Here is a 14,705-nt window from a genome sequence, read left to right as displayed (position 1 = left end):
TGTTAATTCGGGACCAATGACCGGTGTTGGCGGCACTGATGCACTTTATGATTTTATCATCACTTGATCACGAGTGGTGGATCATGTAATGTTTCGCGCCAAGAGTTGCAAATGTCGTAATAGTGCGCTCAGTGAATACCGCAAGGACGGAAAGCGCATGACGGTGCGCGGGAAGGTCGCGCGAGGGCTGTCCTCCGGCAGGTCCTGACCTGTTTTCCCCGCGCGGGAACCGGCCGTGGCGAGGTGGCCGGACCCCGCCTTCGGATCCCGTACGGCCCGCACCGTCGTGGGCGATCTCGTGCTGCGCGGATTCGGGGCGCCGGTGGGGAGACCTTGGCGATGCCGACAGATGTGGCCGTCCTATCCGCCCGGCGGGCGAGGTCAGTTCCGATGTATCGGGCACTCCCGGCCCTGCTCCGCGGTCCCGCGGTCGCCCTGGCGGGCATCGCCCGGGAGTCCGGCGGGGAGGTCGTCCGGCTGGGACTGGGGCCGTTCCGCCCCTACCTGGTCTCCCACCCCGACCACGTCCAGCAGGTGATGCGCCTGGAGTGGACGAACTACCAGCGGATGGGGATGTTCTGGCGGCCCCTGGAGCGGCTCTTCGGGCACAGCATCATGGGCGACGGCGAGCAGTGGAGCATCAGCCGGAAGATCCTGCAGCCGATGTTCACCACCCGGTACATCGCCACGATCGCCGAGGAGGTCTCCCGCCGCGTCGCCGGGCGCATCGAGGAGTGGGACGGCCACGCCCGGACCGGGCAGAGCTTCGACGCCGCCACCGAGATGTCCACCATCCTCACCTACATCGTCAACCGGGTGCTGTTCGGCGACAAGCTGGACCGCAAGGACGGGGAGGACATCATCCCCGCCTTCGACACGGTCGCCAACTCCCTCGTCTACCGGTTCCTCATGCCGTTCATGCCCTACACGGTCCGGGTGCCCCGCGACCGGGCCCTGGAGAAGGCCGTCCAGCGGATCGACGACGTCGTGTACCCGATCGTGCGCCGGGCCATGGACCACCCCGACGACAGCACCGACGTCATCTCGATGCTCTGCCGCTCCACCGACGACAACGGCGACCCGCTCACCGCCAAGCAGATCCGCGACGCCCTGGTCAGCGTCTACGCCGCCTCCTCGGAGACCACCGCGATGGTCATCACCTGGCTGTGGCTGCTGCTGAAGGAGCACCCGCAGGTCGAGGCCCGGCTCCAGGCCGAGATCGACGAGGTGGTCGGCGACGGCCCGGCCCGGCCCGAGCACCTCCCGCGGCTCGCCTACACCCGGATGGTGCTGCTGGAGACCCTGCGGATGTACCCGGCGGGCTGGCTGCTGCCGCGCCAGGTCATGGAGGACGCGGAGGTCGGGGGCGTGCGGATCCGGCGCGGCTCGACGGTGTTCATCTGCCCCTACGCCACGCAGCGGCTGGACGGGTTCTGGGAGCGCCCGGACGAGTTCGACCCCGAGCGGTTCGCGCCGGCCGAGGGGGAGCGCAGGCACAGGTACTCCTACTTCCCCTTCGGCGGCGGGCCGCACAAGTGCCTGGGCGAGCACCTGTTCTACGTCGAGGCGCCGCTCGTGGTCGCCTCCATCCTCAGCCGGTACCGCGTGTCGGTGCCCACCCCGGGGCCGTACCCCATGGGCTGGGCGGCCTCGCTGCGCCCGAAGCAGAAGATCATGCTGAAGGTGGCCTTCGCCGGACGCGACCGGGTCGGGGCCGCGCGATGACGGCCGTGCCCGCCCGGGACGCCTGGCCGCCGGCCGCGGAGTGCGGGGCGATCTGCGCCGGAGCCGGACGCGCCCAGCGGGACATGCGCGAGTGGGCGGCGGCCTATCCGGGGCTGTTCTCCGCCAAGCCGTTCGACGCCGCCCTGTACAGCACGCTCTCCCTGGCGATGGCCTTCAGCGGGCCGTGGCTCGGCGCCGACCGGCTGCGGATGGCCAACAAGGTCACCCTGTGGGCCTTCGGCCTGGACTGGCTCGTCGACTACGTCGCCACCTCCCGGGAGGAGGTCGAGGACATCGCCCGGCGCTGCGCCGACGTGGCCGCGGGCGCCCCGCCCTCTTCCGGCGACGACCTGACCCGCATGCTGGCCGGCATCCGCGACGAGCTGTCCGCCTCGCCCGCGTACGGCGTGCTCGGACCGGTCTGGCGAGACGAGCTGCGGCGGATGCTGGACGGCATGCTCACCGAGTGGCGCTGGAAGAGTGAGAAGGCCCGGCCCACGCTGGAGGAGTACCTCGCCAACGCCGACAACCTCGGGTTCTCCTTCGTCCTCGCCGCCCACTGGATCCACGTCGCCGACGGCGCGGCGATCTCCGGCGTCGAGCCGCTGCGCGAGGCGAGCCGGGCCGTGCAGCGGGTCATCCGCCTCCTCAACGACCTCGGCACCTACGAGCGGGACGTCGCCTGGGGCGACCTCAACGCGATCCCGCTCGATCCCGGCGGCCACGCCGGGATCGAGCGGCGGGCCACCGAACTCGCCGCCCACGCCAGGGAACTGCTGGCCACGCTGGACGCCCACCCGGAGCTGACCCGCTACATGGAGCGCCAGATGGACTTCTGCGCCGGGTTCTACCAGGTCGGTGACTACTGGGGGACGCTGTGAACGCCGTGGGCGCCGTGAGCGCCGCCGCCCGGCCCGTCCCGGCGCCCGGCCGGCTTCCGGCCCCGGGCGACCTGCCCGCCGCGGCACGGGAGCTGGTGGCCGGGCTGCTGGCCGCGCCCTGGGGACAGGTGTCGGCCTCGCCGTACGAGACCGGCCGGGTGGTGAGCCTGGCGCCGTGGCTGTCCGGGCACGCCGGGCGGATCGACTTCCTGATCGCCACCCAGCGGGGGGACGGCGGCTGGGGCCCTCCGGGCCACCACGGCCTCGTCCCCACCCTCAGCGTGGTCGAGGCGCTGCTGGCCGAGCGGCGACGGGAGTCCTCCCCGGCCGACCGCGAGCTGCTGGCCAAGGCCGCCGCCCGGGGGATGGAGCTGGTGCGGGCCGGGGCGGTCGCGGGCCGGGAGGAGCCGCTGCCGGACATGCCGGCGATCGAGCTCATCGTGCCCCACCTGCTCTCCCTGATCGGCGGCCACCTCGACGCGGAGGACCCGGACACCGCCGGCCGTCTCGGACCGGTGCCGGGGCCGTTCCCCGGCGCGGACGGCGCCAAGCTGGCGGCGGTCAGGCGGTGGATGGCCTCCGGCGCGGCCGTCCCGCAGAAGCTGGTCCACGCGCTGGAGTCGGCGGGTCCGGAGGGGGCGGCCTCGCCGGGCGTCGTCCCCACGCCGATGACCGACGGCATGGCGGCCGTCGGCGCGTCGCCCGCGGCGAGCGCCGCCTGGCTGGCCGCGGCCCCGCGGCACGCCGGGCCGGAGGGGGACGCCTCCGCGGGCGGCTCCGGGAACGGCGCGCGCCCGCCCGGCGCGGCGGCCCCGGTGCGGCGGTACCTGGAGGAGGTGGTGTCGGTCTCCGGCGGGCCGGTGCCGTGCGCCCTCCCCATCACCGTGTTCGAGCGCGGCTGGACGCTGAGCTGGCTGCTGCGCGCCGGCCTCCCCGTGGAGGCGCCGCCGGAGCTGGCGGCGAGTCTGCGCGAGGGGCTGGGACCGGACGGGGTCGCCACCGGGCCGGGGCTGCCGGCCGACGCCGACACCACCTCCGTGGCGCTGTACGCCCTGGCGCTGCTCGGCGAGCCGCGCGAGCCGGAGGGGCTGTGGCCGTTCGAGCTGGAGACTCACTTCTGCACCTGGCGCGGCGAGGAGGGGATGTCCCCGACGACCAACGCGCACGTGCTCGACGCCTTCGGCGAGTACGTGCGCCGCCGCGGCGGCGAGCCCCGGCACGCGGCCGTCGTCGCCAAGCTCGCCTCCTGGCTGCGCGGGCGGCAGGACGGCGAGGGGAAGTGGACGGACCGCTGGCACGTCTCGCCGTACTACGCCACGGCCTGCTGCGCGATCGCCCTGACCGAGTTCGGCGGCCCGGAGTCGCGGGAGGCGGTCGGCCGGGCCGCGGAGTGGGTGCTCGCCACCCAGCGCCCGGACGGCTCCTGGGGCCGCTGGGAGGGCACCGCCGAGGAGACCGCCTACGCGCTGCAGACCCTGCTGCTGACCGGCGCCGCCCGCGGCCGGGAGCGGGACGCGGTACGGCGCGGCCGCGAGGCGCTGCTGGCCGCCCGGGACCACCGGCCGCCGCCGCTGTGGGTCGACAAGGATCTCTACCTGCCGGCGGCCATCGTCCAGGCGGCCGTCCTGGGAGCCCTCCACCTCTCCGGGAGGGAGATGGGCGCCATGCCGGAGTGAGCATCGGAAAAACCACTAGTGAACCCCGCGAAAAGGACAGAGGGGCATTATTGCTCACGCCTCGCCTTGAGGGTATTTGGGGATATTGCTAGGGTTTGCCGGGTGCATTGGGGATGTACCACTTATCCCCGCAAGGCGGCGACGGCGACTCATATGTGCTGGCCGGTCCGCGATGAAATGGCCATTTCTCTGCTTTTTCCGGGGTTGATGCTATGCGCGTGCGTGACCCACGCCTGCGGACCAAGGTGACGGCGCTGCTGGTGTCACTTGTCGCGCTCTGGGCGTTCACCGCGTGGGTGACCGTCCGTGACGGCCTCAACATGCTGGGCGTGGCCACGCTCAGCACGGAGGTCGCCGACCCCGGCGAGCAGCTCATCGTCGCCCTGCAGGCCGAGCGCCGCCTCACCGCCGTCACGCTCGGCAGGCCCGGCGGGCCGCGCCAGCGGCAGCAGGCGCTGGCCACCCAGCGCGGGCGCACCGACAAGGCCACCGCGAACTTCCGCACGCTCACCGCCGGCCGCGCCGTGGAACTGCTGGGCGGCGACGCGCTCGGCAGGCACCTCGACGAGACCCGCCGGCTGCTCGACGACCTGGCCGCCGCGCGCGCGGCGATCGACAACGGGCAGATGGACCGCGCCCGCGCGGCCGCCATGTTCACCGGCATCGTCGACGCCGTCTTCCGCGTCTACGACTCCATGGCGACGCTGGACGACGAGGAGATCGCCGGGGACACCCGGGCGCTGATCAGGATGAACCGGGCCCGTGACCTCCTGGCCCAGGAGGACGCCCTGGTGGCGGGCGCCCTGACGGCGGGGCGGCTCACCGGCGCCGAGCGCGTCCAGCTCACCCAGCTCGTCGGCAACCGGCAGCTTCTGATCACCCAGTCGATGGACGAGCTGCCCGACTCCGACCGGGACGCCCACCGGCGGCTGTCGGAAGGACAGCAGTTCACCCGGCTGCGTTCCCTGGAGACCCTGCTGATCGGCAACGACCAGGCGGTGCCCGCCGGGCTGGTCGACGCCCAGCAGTGGAGCGCGGTCGCCCAGCCGGCGCACTCCCGGCTGGCCGAGGCCGTCCTCGCCTCCGGCGCCGGCGTGGTCGAGCGGTCCGGGCCGGTCGCCACCGGAGTCATCGTCCGGCTGGCGCTGGCCGGCGGACTCGGCCTGATCGCCGTCATCGCCTCGATCGTGCTGGCCATCACCACCGCCCGCGCCCTGATCCGGCAGCTGGAGAAGCTGCGCGACGCGGCCCGGGAACTCGCCGACGAGCGGCTGCCGTCGGTGGTCGAGCGGATCGGCCACGGCCAGGACGTCGACGTCGCGGCCGAGGCCCCCGAGCTGGAGTTCGGCAGCGACCAGATCGGCCAGGTCGGCCAGGCGTTCAACGCCGTGCAGCGCACCGCCATCAAGGTCGCCGCCGAGCAGGCCCAGCTCCGCCGCGACATCGCCGACATCCTGCGCAACCTCGCCCGCCGCACCCAGTCGCTCGTCCACCGCCAGCTCAGCGTGCTGGACGTCATGGAACGGCGGGAGAACGACCCGCAGGAGCTGCGGGACCTGTTCCGGCTCGACCACCTGGCGACCCGCATGCGGCGCTACGCCGAGAACCTCCTGGTGCTGGCCGGCGCCTCGCCCGGCCGCGCCTGGCGCGACTCGGTCCCGATGATCGACGTGGTCCGCGGCGCGCTGGCCGAGATCGAGGACTACACCCGGGTGGACGTGCTGCCCCTGGGAGACGCCAACCTGGAGGGGCGGGCGGTCGGCGACGTCATCCACCTGGTGGCCGAGCTCGTCGAGAACGCCGCGTCCTTCTCCCCGCCCTACACGACCGTGCAGGTCAGCGGGGGCGTCGTGGCCCACGGCTACGCCCTGGAGATCGAGGACCGGGGCCTGGGCATGAGCCCGGAGGACATCGCCGCCGCCAACGAGCGGATCGCCAACCCCCCCGAGCTGAAGCTCGCCGGCAACGCCCGCCTGGGACTGTACGTGGTCAGCAGGCTGGCCGAGCGGCACGAGATCCGGGTGGCGTTCAAGATCTCGCCGTACGGCGGCACGACGGTCGTCGTCCTCATCCCCCAGGAACTGGTGAGCGACGGCGAGGACGGCGGGCGGGACAGGTCCGGGGACGCCGGGATCCCCGCCGGCGTCACGGTGGAGAACTCCGTACGGGTCCCCGAGGCGGTCTTCTCCGCCGCCCCGCGGGCGGGACTCCCCGCGGAGCCGTCCCCGGCGGCCGTCTCCTCCGCGCCGGGCTCCGCCTTCCGGGAGAGCCGGACCCGGGAGTCCGCGCGCCGGGCCGCCGAGGTCGTCCGTACCGCCCCGGTCACCGGCGAACGCGACGGGGACGGCGGGGACGGCGAACCGGTGGCGGCACGCCGTGCGGCCGCCGACACGCCCGCGGCGCCGCCGGTCCTGCCGCCGCCCGACACCAGCCACACGCCCGGCGGCCTGCCGCGCCGCGTCCCGCAGACCAACCTCGCGGCCCCCCTCCAGGAGGAGCGCCCCTGGCCCGCCGAGCCCCAGGAAGCGGCCGAGCCCGGCGACGGCGAGCCCTCGCCGGACGCGATCCGCGCGGCCATGGCCTCCTTCCAGGCCGGTACGCGCCGGGGCCGGTCCGAGGCCGCGCAACTGATCTCCGACGAGGGCGACCCGGCGGACGGCCCGTTCCGGGAACAAGACCGATGACGATTCCGTGACGACTCCGATCCGCGCCGGCGTCGGGGGCCGCCGCGGCGGGCGATCTAAGGCCCTTTCAGCAGAATTAAGCAGAAAGAGGACAACGAGTGGTGCAGGGAACAGGATCTTTCACCGACCTGGCCTGGTTGCTGGACGACCTGGTCGCGAGGGTGGAGGAGGCCGAGCACGGCATCGTCTTCTCCACCGACGGCCTGTTGCTGGCCGCCTCACAGGGGTTCGACCGGGCCGACGCCGAGCACCTGGCCGCGGTGGGGTCGGCGATCCAGAGCCTGGGCAGGGGGGTCAGCGACCGCGTCGAGGGCGGCGCGGTGCGCCAGACCATCATCGAGATGCGGTCGGCGTACCTGATCGTGACCGCGGCCGGGCAGGGAGCCTGCCTGGCGGTGCTCTGCGCCCACCAGGCCGACGTCGGCCTGGTGGCCTACGAGATGGCCATGCTCGTGACCCGGGTCGGCCAGTACCTCACCTCACCGGCGCGATCGGACCTCGCCGGGAACGACGGCCCGTGATGCCCGCCTCCGACGAGCATCCCGACACGCAGTGGGTGGGGGAGGCGGCCGGAGCGATCGTCCGGCCCTACGTCCTCACCCGCGGCAGAACCGAGCCCACCCGAGGCCGGTTCGACCTGATCACCCTGGCGGTGGCCGTGGGCCCCGCCCACGCGGGGACGGGCGGTCTCGATCCGGAGTGCCAGGCCATCGTGCGCTTCTGCCGCCGGCCGCAGTCGGTGGCGGAGATCGCCGCGCACATCAACCTCCCGGCGGGCACGGTCCGCGTCCTGCTCAGCGACCTGCTCGACCAGGGACTCATCGCCACGCAAGAACCTCACTCGGAGACGGACATGCACGACGAGAAGCTCTACAAGGCGGTGCTGGATGGACTCCGTGCGCTCTGATCGCGACGCGGGGCGCGTCACGCTGCCCAAGGCGATCAAGATCCTGGTCGCCGGCGGCTTCGGAGCCGGCAAGACGACCCTGGTCGGGTCGGTGTCGGAGATCGAGCCGCTGCGCACCGAGGAGACCCTGACCCACCAGGGCATCGGGATCGACGACCTGTCGGGCGTGGAGGGCAAGAAGACCACCACGGTCGCGATGGACTTCGGCCGCATCACCATCGGCGACGACTACCGGCTGTACCTGTTCGGCACACCCGGTCAGGAGCGGTTCTGGTTCCTGTGGGACGAGCTGGCCCTCGGCGCGCTGGGCGCGGTCGTGCTCGCCGACACCCGCAGGCTGGCCGACTGCTTCCCCTCCCTCGACTACTTCGAGCGGCGCGAGACGCCCTTCATCGTCGCGGTCAACTGCTTCGACGGCGCCCGCCGCTACGACCTCGACGAGGTACGGCTCGGCCTGACCCTCCACGAGGACATCCCGATCGTGATGTGCGACGCCCGCCGCCGCGAGTCCGGCAAGGAGGTCCTGATCACGCTGGTGGAGCACGCGATGCGGATGCGCCTGGGCCCGGCGCCGAGCAGCCGCTGAGCCGGGTTCCCGGCGGCCTCCGGCGTCCGCTCCGGGAGTGCCGCCGGAACCGGGGAAAGATCGGCCATGATGGGTTGGGTTTTCTACCACTAAGTAGTGATAAATCATCCCGATGAGCGTGACAGGTCCATAGCGGTCCGTGTCCGGGTGCCACGATGACGGCGATCGTCAGGCGCCTCGTCACGGGGAGGAACCATGTGTCACGACCCGCTCCTGCCGCCCGCCGTAGCCCGGGCCGCCGAGGAGTACCGCCGGCTGCTGGCCGAGCACGGCGTCACCTGGGGTGAGAACCCCATCTTCTACGTCAAGTCCATGGCGACCGACGCCTACCTCATGGGCACCGACACCTTCTGGGACGTCTGCCACGCCATGGTCGCCGCCCGCCGCCCGGACCTGTCCCCCCAGGAGCGGCGCGCCCACCTGGTCGGGCTCGACATGGACGAGATCGTGCGCAACGTCCTGGACGGACGGGTCCGTGACAACCTCGCCGCGCTCCGCCTCACCCCCGGCGGCCACACCCTGGAGGCGCTCCCGCAGGCCGTACTGGACGACCGGCCGCTGCGCACGACCCTGCTGCTCGACTCCGCCCGCGACGAGAAGACCACCGTCACGGTGGACGGCGAGACCCACGAGATCGCCCCGCGCGGCGCCCGGCTGGTCGGGATCACCAGCGCGAGCGAGGTCGTCGCCGACGGCCGCCGCGTGGACCTCTCGGCGCTGACCCGCCCGGCCGCCGCCGCCCGCCTGCGGCTGCGCGCCGGTTTCCCCTGCCGGTGGGGCGTCCACGGCGAGCACGAGCAGGGCTGGTACCCCGAGGGCGTCCCCGCCCGCCGCGACTACCACGTGCTGCCCTACTTCCACGGCGACGACGTCGTGCTGGACGTCCCCGCCGAACCGCTGACCGTGCGGGTGACCCGGGGCATGGAGTACGGCGCCGCCCAGGTGGAGGTCACCCCGGTGGCCGGCGAGGAGACCCTGGTCGAGCTGACCCCGGAGCGCCTCTACGACGCCGCGGCGCGCGGCTGGTACGGCGGCGACATGCACGTCCACCTCAACTGGGCCGGCGACACCGTCGGCCTGCCCGAGCACGCCGCCGCCATCCAGCACGGCGAGGACCTGCACGTGCTCAACCTGGTCGCCGGGAACGTCTCCTCCCAGCGCGTCTACGACGCCGAGGCGCTGGAGCACTGGGCGGGGCGGGACCTGCCGTGGTCGGACGCCACCCACCTGGCCAGGCTCGGCGTCGAGTACCGCAACGACCTGCTCGGCCACCTGTACGCCTTCGGAGTCTCGGCCCCGCCCTCGCGGTTCCACACCGGCTTCGCCGGCGCCGCCGACTGGCCGCCCAACGCCGCCGGCTGCGAGGAGCTCCGCGGTCTCGGCGCGCTCCTCGGTTACAGCCACCCCTTCCACGCCGCGGCCACCGACGCCGACGGCCCCGAGGTGGGCCTGGCCTCGGGCCGCAACTGCACGGCCCGGGAGATCGTCGCCGACGCCGCGCTCGGCCTGGTCGACAGCCTCGACGTGCTCAGCCAGACCACGATCACCGGGCCCGCCGCGATCTACCGGCGGCTGGTCGGCGCGGGCAACCGGCTCGCGGTCACCGCGGGCACCGACGCGATGATCTCCTTCGCCCGGCGGGGCAACCAGTCCAACCCGCCGGGCTGGGCCCGCGTCTACGCCCGGGTGGACGGGCCGCTCACCGCCGCCTCGTTCGCCGAGGCCGTACGGCGGGGCCGCACCTTCGGCACCACCGGCCCCTGGCTGGAGCTGTCGGCCGGCGGCCGGGGACCTGGCGAGACCCTGGACCTCTCGCCCGGCGACCGGGTCCCGATCGTCGTGCGCTCGATCGGCCCCGAGGTGGAGCGGCTGGAGATCCGCACCGCCGACGGCGTCCTGGCGGAGGGGCCGCCCGGCGAGCTGACCGCGGAGCTGGTCGCCGGCGACCCCACCTACGTCGTCGCGGTGGCCGTCGGCGGCCCGCACGAGCGGTCACTGACCGGTGAGGGCGTCCACGCCCACACCAGCCCGGTCTACCTCGACGTGGCCGGCCGTCACGTGGCCAGGCCCGAGGACGTCCGCTGGTGCCTGGACTGGCTGGACGGACTGGAGGCGATGGTCCGCGACCTCGGGGTCTTCGACCGTCCCGGGCAGCTCGACGACCACCTGGCCCTCTACGAGCGCGCCCGGCGCGTCTACCGCTCCCGCCTCGCCGGCGCCTGACCGCCCCGCCGGCGGTTCCGGGCCCGGCCTCCCGGTCGCACCCCGGCCCCGCCTCGGCCGCCCCGGCCCCGCCCCGGCCCCGCTCCGGCCCTGTCCGCCGGAGCGGGGCCCCGGACGCCGCCGGGCCGTACGGCGGTGCCCTACGGGGCGGCGCCCGTGCGGGCTCGCTACGCTGAGCCGGGTGATGTACCGAACGGGGCTGGTCGCCCTGCTGCTGGTGGCACTGGCCGGGGGCTGCGGCTCCGGAAGCGCCGTCAAGGACGTCGGCACGGTCTTCCACGGGAGCGTCGGCAGGACCGTGGACGTCCGGCTCACCCCGGGCGCGCGGTTCGCGCTGGCGGTGGACGACGACGAGCGGGCCGGCGACCACTGGGAGATGGGCGACCTGCCCGACGTCGCGGTGGCCTCCTTCATCAGCGAGGAACCCAGCCCCGCCTCCGGCGCCGCGGGCCCGGCCCGTTACTTCATCTTCAACGCCAAGCACCCGGGCACGACCACCGTCACGATCTCCAACTGCCGCCGCTGCCAGAACGGCCGGACGCCCCCGGACGACGCGAGCAGACGCGCCTCGGGCGACGCCGTCTTCCGGATCACCGTCGGCTGACGGCCGGCCGGGAGACGGACGCGTGGAAAAGGCGGCCGTGCGGGAAGACGGTGAGACGGCCGGCCGCGCGGGAAGGCGAGAGGCCGTACGGGAAGGTGGTGCGCATGCGGGTGAGGTCATGGCTGAGCAGGCTGGACCGGAGGCTCTTCGCCGCGGTGGCGGGGGCGCACCTGCCCGGCCTGGAGCGTTTCGTGCCCGCGCTGTCCCGCGCCGCCGACAACTCGCTGCTGTGGGCCGGGCTGGCCGGGGCGCTGGTGGCCACCGGCCGCCGGCCGCTGCGCCGCGCCGCGACGCGCGGCCTGCTCGCCATCAGCCTGGCCAGCCCGCTGGTGAACCTGGTGGGCAAGCAGATCTTCGGCCGCACCCGCCCCTCGGCCGAGGGGCTGCCGCTGGAGCGGCTGATCCGCAGGCCGGTGTCGGCCTCGTTCCCGTCCGGCCACTCCGCCTCCGCCGCCGCGTTCGCCACGGCCGTGGCGCTGGAGGCGCCCCCGGCGGTCGCGGTCCCGATCGGCGCGCTGGCCGCGGGGGTCTGCTTCTCCCGCGTCTACACCGGCGTCCACTACCCGGGCGACGTGCTCGCCGGGGCGGCCACCGGCATGGCGGCGGGGCTGGCCATTCGGCGGCTGCTGCCGGGCGCCCGTGAATAGCGCTTTTTCGCTTTGATGGAAAATTCATCTTGCTGAGCGCTATTTATCTGTATTGGTAGATATAGCGGTGGTGGGCTGGGGATTCGCCATTGACGTGCGATGATCTATCAGGCGATAGTGGGACAGGTGACCACCCCCCGGCTGCTTTCCTGTGTCGTGATCACCGCCCTGACCCTGTGCGCCTGCACGGCAGGCGACCGCGAGCCCGCCGCAGACCGGCCCGCGACCGGCGCGGGGGCCGACGGGACGACCTCCTCCTCCGGCACGCCGGCCCCCGCCGCCCTGACCGCCGAGGAGTACCGGAGCGAACTGGAGAAGGCGCGCGGCCCGGTGCGCGACGCGCTGCGGAAACTCGCCGCGACCGACGGGCCGAAGAGCCTCGACGGACGGCTGGAGCGGACCTCGACCACGGTGAACGACGCGGTGACCCGGCTGGCGGAGCTGGCGCCGCCCACCGAGGTCAGGACCGCGCACGACGCCTATCTGACGGCGCTGCGCCGGTTCGCCGCCGCCTTCGACACCGCGCGCCAGGAGGCGCAGAACCAGGAGGTCTGCACCGGCCCGGCCGTGCTGACCAGGATGGAGCGCGAGGACGAGCTGACCGCGGTGCGCGAGGCCGCGCGCTCGCTGACCGGATACCCGGCCGACGTCGTGCCGGTCAAGGCGGCCGCGCAGCGCACCCGCCGCCTGCCCAACGGCCGCTACGTCCGCTCCGAGAGCCGCACCGGGCGCGGCTACCTGGAGCTGCGCAACGGCAACCGCCAGGACGCCGTCGTCGTCCTGGTGCGGGGGAAGAAGAAGGTCGTCACCGTCTACGTGCGCAAGAAGTCGAAGTTCAAGGTCCGCGGCGTGCGGGACGGCAGCTACAAGGTCTACTACACCCTCGGCGACGACTGGGACTCCAAGGCCCGGACCTTCACCCGGTCGTGCGCCTTCGAGCGGTTCGAGAAGGCGCTGCGGTTCCGGACGACCTACACCGCCACCCAGATCAGCTGGAAGAACTGGACCCTCACCCTGAACCCCGTCGTCGGGGGCAACGCCCGCTCCCGGCGGGTCAAGCCGGGCGACTTCCCGACCTGACGGCTCGCCCGCCCCGGGCGGGCGAGCCGCGCCCGCCTTCGCCGGGGCGGGCGCGGCGACCGGTCAGGTCGAGAAGAGCATGCCCACCCAGCTGCGCTGGCGGTGGTGGCCGTAGTGACCGTGGTGCGGCGCGCCCCAGCCCGGGGCGCCGTGCACCGGCGGGGGAGGCGGCGGCGGCGCGGAGTGGTGCTGCTGGGACCACTGGCTCTCGATGCGGGTGAGGGTCTCCAGCTCGCCGTAGTCAAGGAAGATCCCTCGACAGCTCTCGCACTGGTCGATGTGGACGCCGTTGCGCTCGTAGGTGCGCATCAGGCCCCGGCACTTCGGGCACTGCATGTGGCCGATCTCCTTGTTGTTCGCGTTTCCTTGAAGTACCCATAACCTACTGCGCGGGTGCGCCGTGGCAGGCGTTTCTGGCCCGGGCAATCTTCTCGCACGTGTCGAGGAGGGCGTGCTCGACCTCGTCCAGCGGCCGGCCGGCCCGCTCGGCCTTGTCGATCGAGGCCGCCGCGAGCTGCACGGTCATCGCCTGGGCGGGCAGGTCGAGCCGCGGCCACGGGTCGTCGCCCTCGGCTCCGGCGGCGCGCCCGCCGGCCGCCCGGTAGGCGGCGAGGAAGCCGTGCCAGACGGACGGCTCCAGCAGCCCGGCCGCGAACCACGCCGCGGGTCGCGCCAGGTCCCAGGCCGGGTCGCCGGTGCCCAGGTCGTCGATGTCGATGAGGGTCCACTCGCCCCCGGCGCTGACGAGCTGGCCCATGTGCCAGTCGCCGTGGGCGAGCGAGCCCGCGGCGGCGGACGCGCCGGGCTCGCCCGGGTGACCGGGGGCGCCGGTGGAGTCGAGAGGGACGCGAGGGCCGGGCAGCCGCGCGCCGGGAGCGGGGAACCCGCCGGGAAGGTCGCCGGGGGAGGCGGGGGAGCCGGGCAGGGGCAGGCAGGCCAGGGTGCGGCGCACCAGGTCCGCGGCGGGGGAGCGGCCCTCCAGCCGGGCGACCGTCGCCGCGACCCGGGCCGGGCCGCCCGCCGGGGGCAGCGGGGGCAGCGCCCGCGCCGGTACGGCGTGCAGCCGGGCCAGCAGCCGCGCCGCCGCCGTCCACGGGGCCGCGTCCGGGTCGCCCGGGTCCACCGGGGTGCCCGCGGGCCACACGGTGACGAGCCTGCCGCGCACGACGGCGACCTCCTCGGTCACCGGCCCGAGCACGATCCCGCGCAGCGCCGGATGCGCCGCGGCCCGCACCCGCAGCTCCAGCGGCTCCCTCCGGGCGCCGGGGCCGTGCGCCTTGACCACGATGGACCCGGCCCGGACGATCACCACGTCCGGCCGGGTCGGGATGACCTCGGCGGGGCCGTCGCCGTGCCGCTCGGCCAGCCGCCGGAGGTCGTCGATGAGATCGTCGCTGTCGCTCACCCGCCAAGTGAACCACCCGTCACCGGTCCCGCCGTACCGCTGGATCGGTGCGGGCGGGGGGACCTCGACGGCATCGATCAAAAAATCTACAACGTAAAGGAGGTGGCCCGGGAAGCCGGACGCCGACCCGGTGGAATCGACGAGCCGCGCCGAGGCGGCGCCGGAGGCCCTCGCGCCCTGACCTCCGGGCCTTCCCGCCTTTCATGTCCTGGTCCCCCGTGTCCTGACCTCGCGCGCGCCGCCCGCACCCCTCCTGCCATCCTTGTCCCGTTGGACTGTTTGATCCC

At 73.9% G+C, this 14,705-nt stretch carries 13 protein-coding genes; 11 read left to right on the top strand and 2 right to left on the bottom strand.

Annotated features, from left to right (window positions below; all coding sequences use genetic code 11):
• Positions 1-390: 390 nt before the first annotated feature.
• The 11 genes from HDA43_RS03000 (at position 391) to HDA43_RS02950 (ending at position 13,013) form a co-directional block, all read left to right on the top strand.
• Positions 391-1,725: a cytochrome P450 gene (locus HDA43_RS03000; protein WP_179818193.1), complete on the top strand. Its 1,335-nt coding sequence runs from the start codon at positions 391-393 to the stop codon at positions 1,723-1,725.
• Positions 1,722-2,606 carry a terpene synthase family protein gene (locus tag HDA43_RS02995; protein ID WP_179818192.1) on the top strand — a complete coding sequence of 295 codons (885 nt, stop codon included), beginning with the start codon at positions 1,722-1,724 and terminating at the stop codon, positions 2,604-2,606. Before HDA43_RS03000 ends, HDA43_RS02995 begins: the two co-directional genes overlap by 4 nt.
• Positions 2,603-4,282, top strand: coding sequence for a prenyltransferase/squalene oxidase repeat-containing protein (locus tag HDA43_RS02990; RefSeq protein WP_312872933.1), 1,680 nt, complete (start codon positions 2,603-2,605; stop codon positions 4,280-4,282). Before HDA43_RS02995 ends, HDA43_RS02990 begins: the two co-directional genes overlap by 4 nt.
• Before the next feature lie 212 nt (positions 4,283-4,494).
• Positions 4,495-6,966: a sensor histidine kinase gene (locus tag HDA43_RS02985; RefSeq protein WP_179818191.1), complete on the top strand. Its 2,472-nt coding sequence runs from the start codon at positions 4,495-4,497 to the stop codon at positions 6,964-6,966.
• 98 nt (positions 6,967-7,064) lie between these two features.
• Positions 7,065-7,487: a roadblock/LC7 domain-containing protein gene (locus tag HDA43_RS02980; protein ID WP_179818190.1), complete on the top strand. Its 423-nt coding sequence runs from the start codon at positions 7,065-7,067 to the stop codon at positions 7,485-7,487.
• The gene (locus tag HDA43_RS02975; protein ID WP_179818189.1) at positions 7,487-7,873 is read left to right on the top strand and encodes a DUF742 domain-containing protein; all 387 of its coding nucleotides are present in this window, start codon (positions 7,487-7,489) and stop codon (positions 7,871-7,873) included. Before HDA43_RS02980 ends, HDA43_RS02975 begins: the two co-directional genes overlap by 1 nt.
• On the top strand, positions 7,854-8,459 hold the full coding sequence (locus HDA43_RS02970) for a GTP-binding protein (protein ID WP_179818188.1): 606 nt from the start codon (positions 7,854-7,856) through the stop codon (positions 8,457-8,459). Before HDA43_RS02975 ends, HDA43_RS02970 begins: the two co-directional genes overlap by 20 nt.
• Before the next feature lie 195 nt (positions 8,460-8,654).
• Positions 8,655-10,682 carry a CehA/McbA family metallohydrolase gene (locus HDA43_RS02965; protein ID WP_179818187.1) on the top strand — a complete coding sequence of 676 codons (2,028 nt, stop codon included), beginning with the start codon at positions 8,655-8,657 and terminating at the stop codon, positions 10,680-10,682.
• Positions 10,683-10,866: 184 nt separating this feature from the next.
• The gene (locus HDA43_RS02960) at positions 10,867-11,286 is read left to right on the top strand and encodes a hypothetical protein (RefSeq protein ID WP_246424089.1); all 420 of its coding nucleotides are present in this window, start codon (positions 10,867-10,869) and stop codon (positions 11,284-11,286) included.
• Positions 11,287-11,390: 104 nt separating this feature from the next.
• Positions 11,391-11,933, top strand: coding sequence for a phosphatase PAP2 family protein (locus tag HDA43_RS02955; RefSeq protein WP_179818186.1), 543 nt, complete (start codon positions 11,391-11,393; stop codon positions 11,931-11,933).
• Between the two features lie 126 nt (positions 11,934-12,059).
• A complete protein-coding gene (locus HDA43_RS02950; RefSeq protein ID WP_179818185.1) occupies positions 12,060-13,013 on the top strand; it encodes a hypothetical protein in 954 nt (317 codons plus the stop codon).
• A 63-nt stretch (positions 13,014-13,076) separates the two neighbouring features.
• On the opposite strand, the gene HDA43_RS02945 is transcribed toward HDA43_RS02950, so the two are convergent.
• Both HDA43_RS02945 and HDA43_RS02940 read right to left on the bottom strand, forming a co-directional pair.
• Positions 13,077-13,349, bottom strand: coding sequence for a TFIIB-type zinc ribbon-containing protein (locus HDA43_RS02945; RefSeq protein ID WP_179818184.1), 273 nt, complete (start codon positions 13,347-13,349; stop codon positions 13,077-13,079).
• Positions 13,350-13,395: 46 nt separating this feature from the next.
• Positions 13,396-14,418 (bottom strand): phosphotransferase, encoded by a 1,023-nt coding sequence (locus HDA43_RS02940; protein WP_179818183.1) that lies wholly within the window; start codon positions 14,416-14,418, stop codon positions 13,396-13,398.
• Positions 14,419-14,705 lie beyond the last annotated feature (287 nt).

It is taken from the genome of Streptosporangium sandarakinum, assembly GCF_013409935.1.
GTDB classification, from domain to species: Bacteria; Actinomycetota; Actinomycetes; order Streptosporangiales; family Streptosporangiaceae; genus Streptosporangium; species Streptosporangium nondiastaticum.
The sequence above is the reverse complement of the archived record's forward strand: the minus strand, read 5'-3'. Positions and strand labels throughout refer to the sequence as shown.

Excerpts from the sequence above, each read along its gene's own strand:
- HDA43_RS02960 (WP_246424089.1), top strand. The coding sequence starts at position 10,867 with ATGTACCGAACGGGGCTGGTCGCCCTGCTGCTGGTGGCACTGGCCGGG.
- HDA43_RS02985 (WP_179818191.1), top strand. The coding sequence starts at position 4,495 with ATGCGCGTGCGTGACCCACGCCTGCGGACCAAGGTGACGGCGCTGCTG.
- HDA43_RS02975 (WP_179818189.1), top strand. The coding sequence starts at position 7,487 with ATGCCCGCCTCCGACGAGCATCCCGACACGCAGTGGGTGGGGGAGGCG.
- HDA43_RS02995 (WP_179818192.1), top strand. The coding sequence starts at position 1,722 with ATGACGGCCGTGCCCGCCCGGGACGCCTGGCCGCCGGCCGCGGAGTGC.
- HDA43_RS02965 (WP_179818187.1), top strand. The coding sequence starts at position 8,655 with ATGTGTCACGACCCGCTCCTGCCGCCCGCCGTAGCCCGGGCCGCCGAG.
- HDA43_RS02955 (WP_179818186.1), top strand. The coding sequence starts at position 11,391 with ATGCGGGTGAGGTCATGGCTGAGCAGGCTGGACCGGAGGCTCTTCGCC.
- HDA43_RS03000 (WP_179818193.1), top strand. The coding sequence starts at position 391 with ATGTATCGGGCACTCCCGGCCCTGCTCCGCGGTCCCGCGGTCGCCCTG.
- HDA43_RS02970 (WP_179818188.1), top strand. The coding sequence starts at position 7,854 with ATGGACTCCGTGCGCTCTGATCGCGACGCGGGGCGCGTCACGCTGCCC.
- HDA43_RS02945 (WP_179818184.1), bottom strand. The coding sequence starts at position 13,349 with ATGCAGTGCCCGAAGTGCCGGGGCCTGATGCGCACCTACGAGCGCAAC.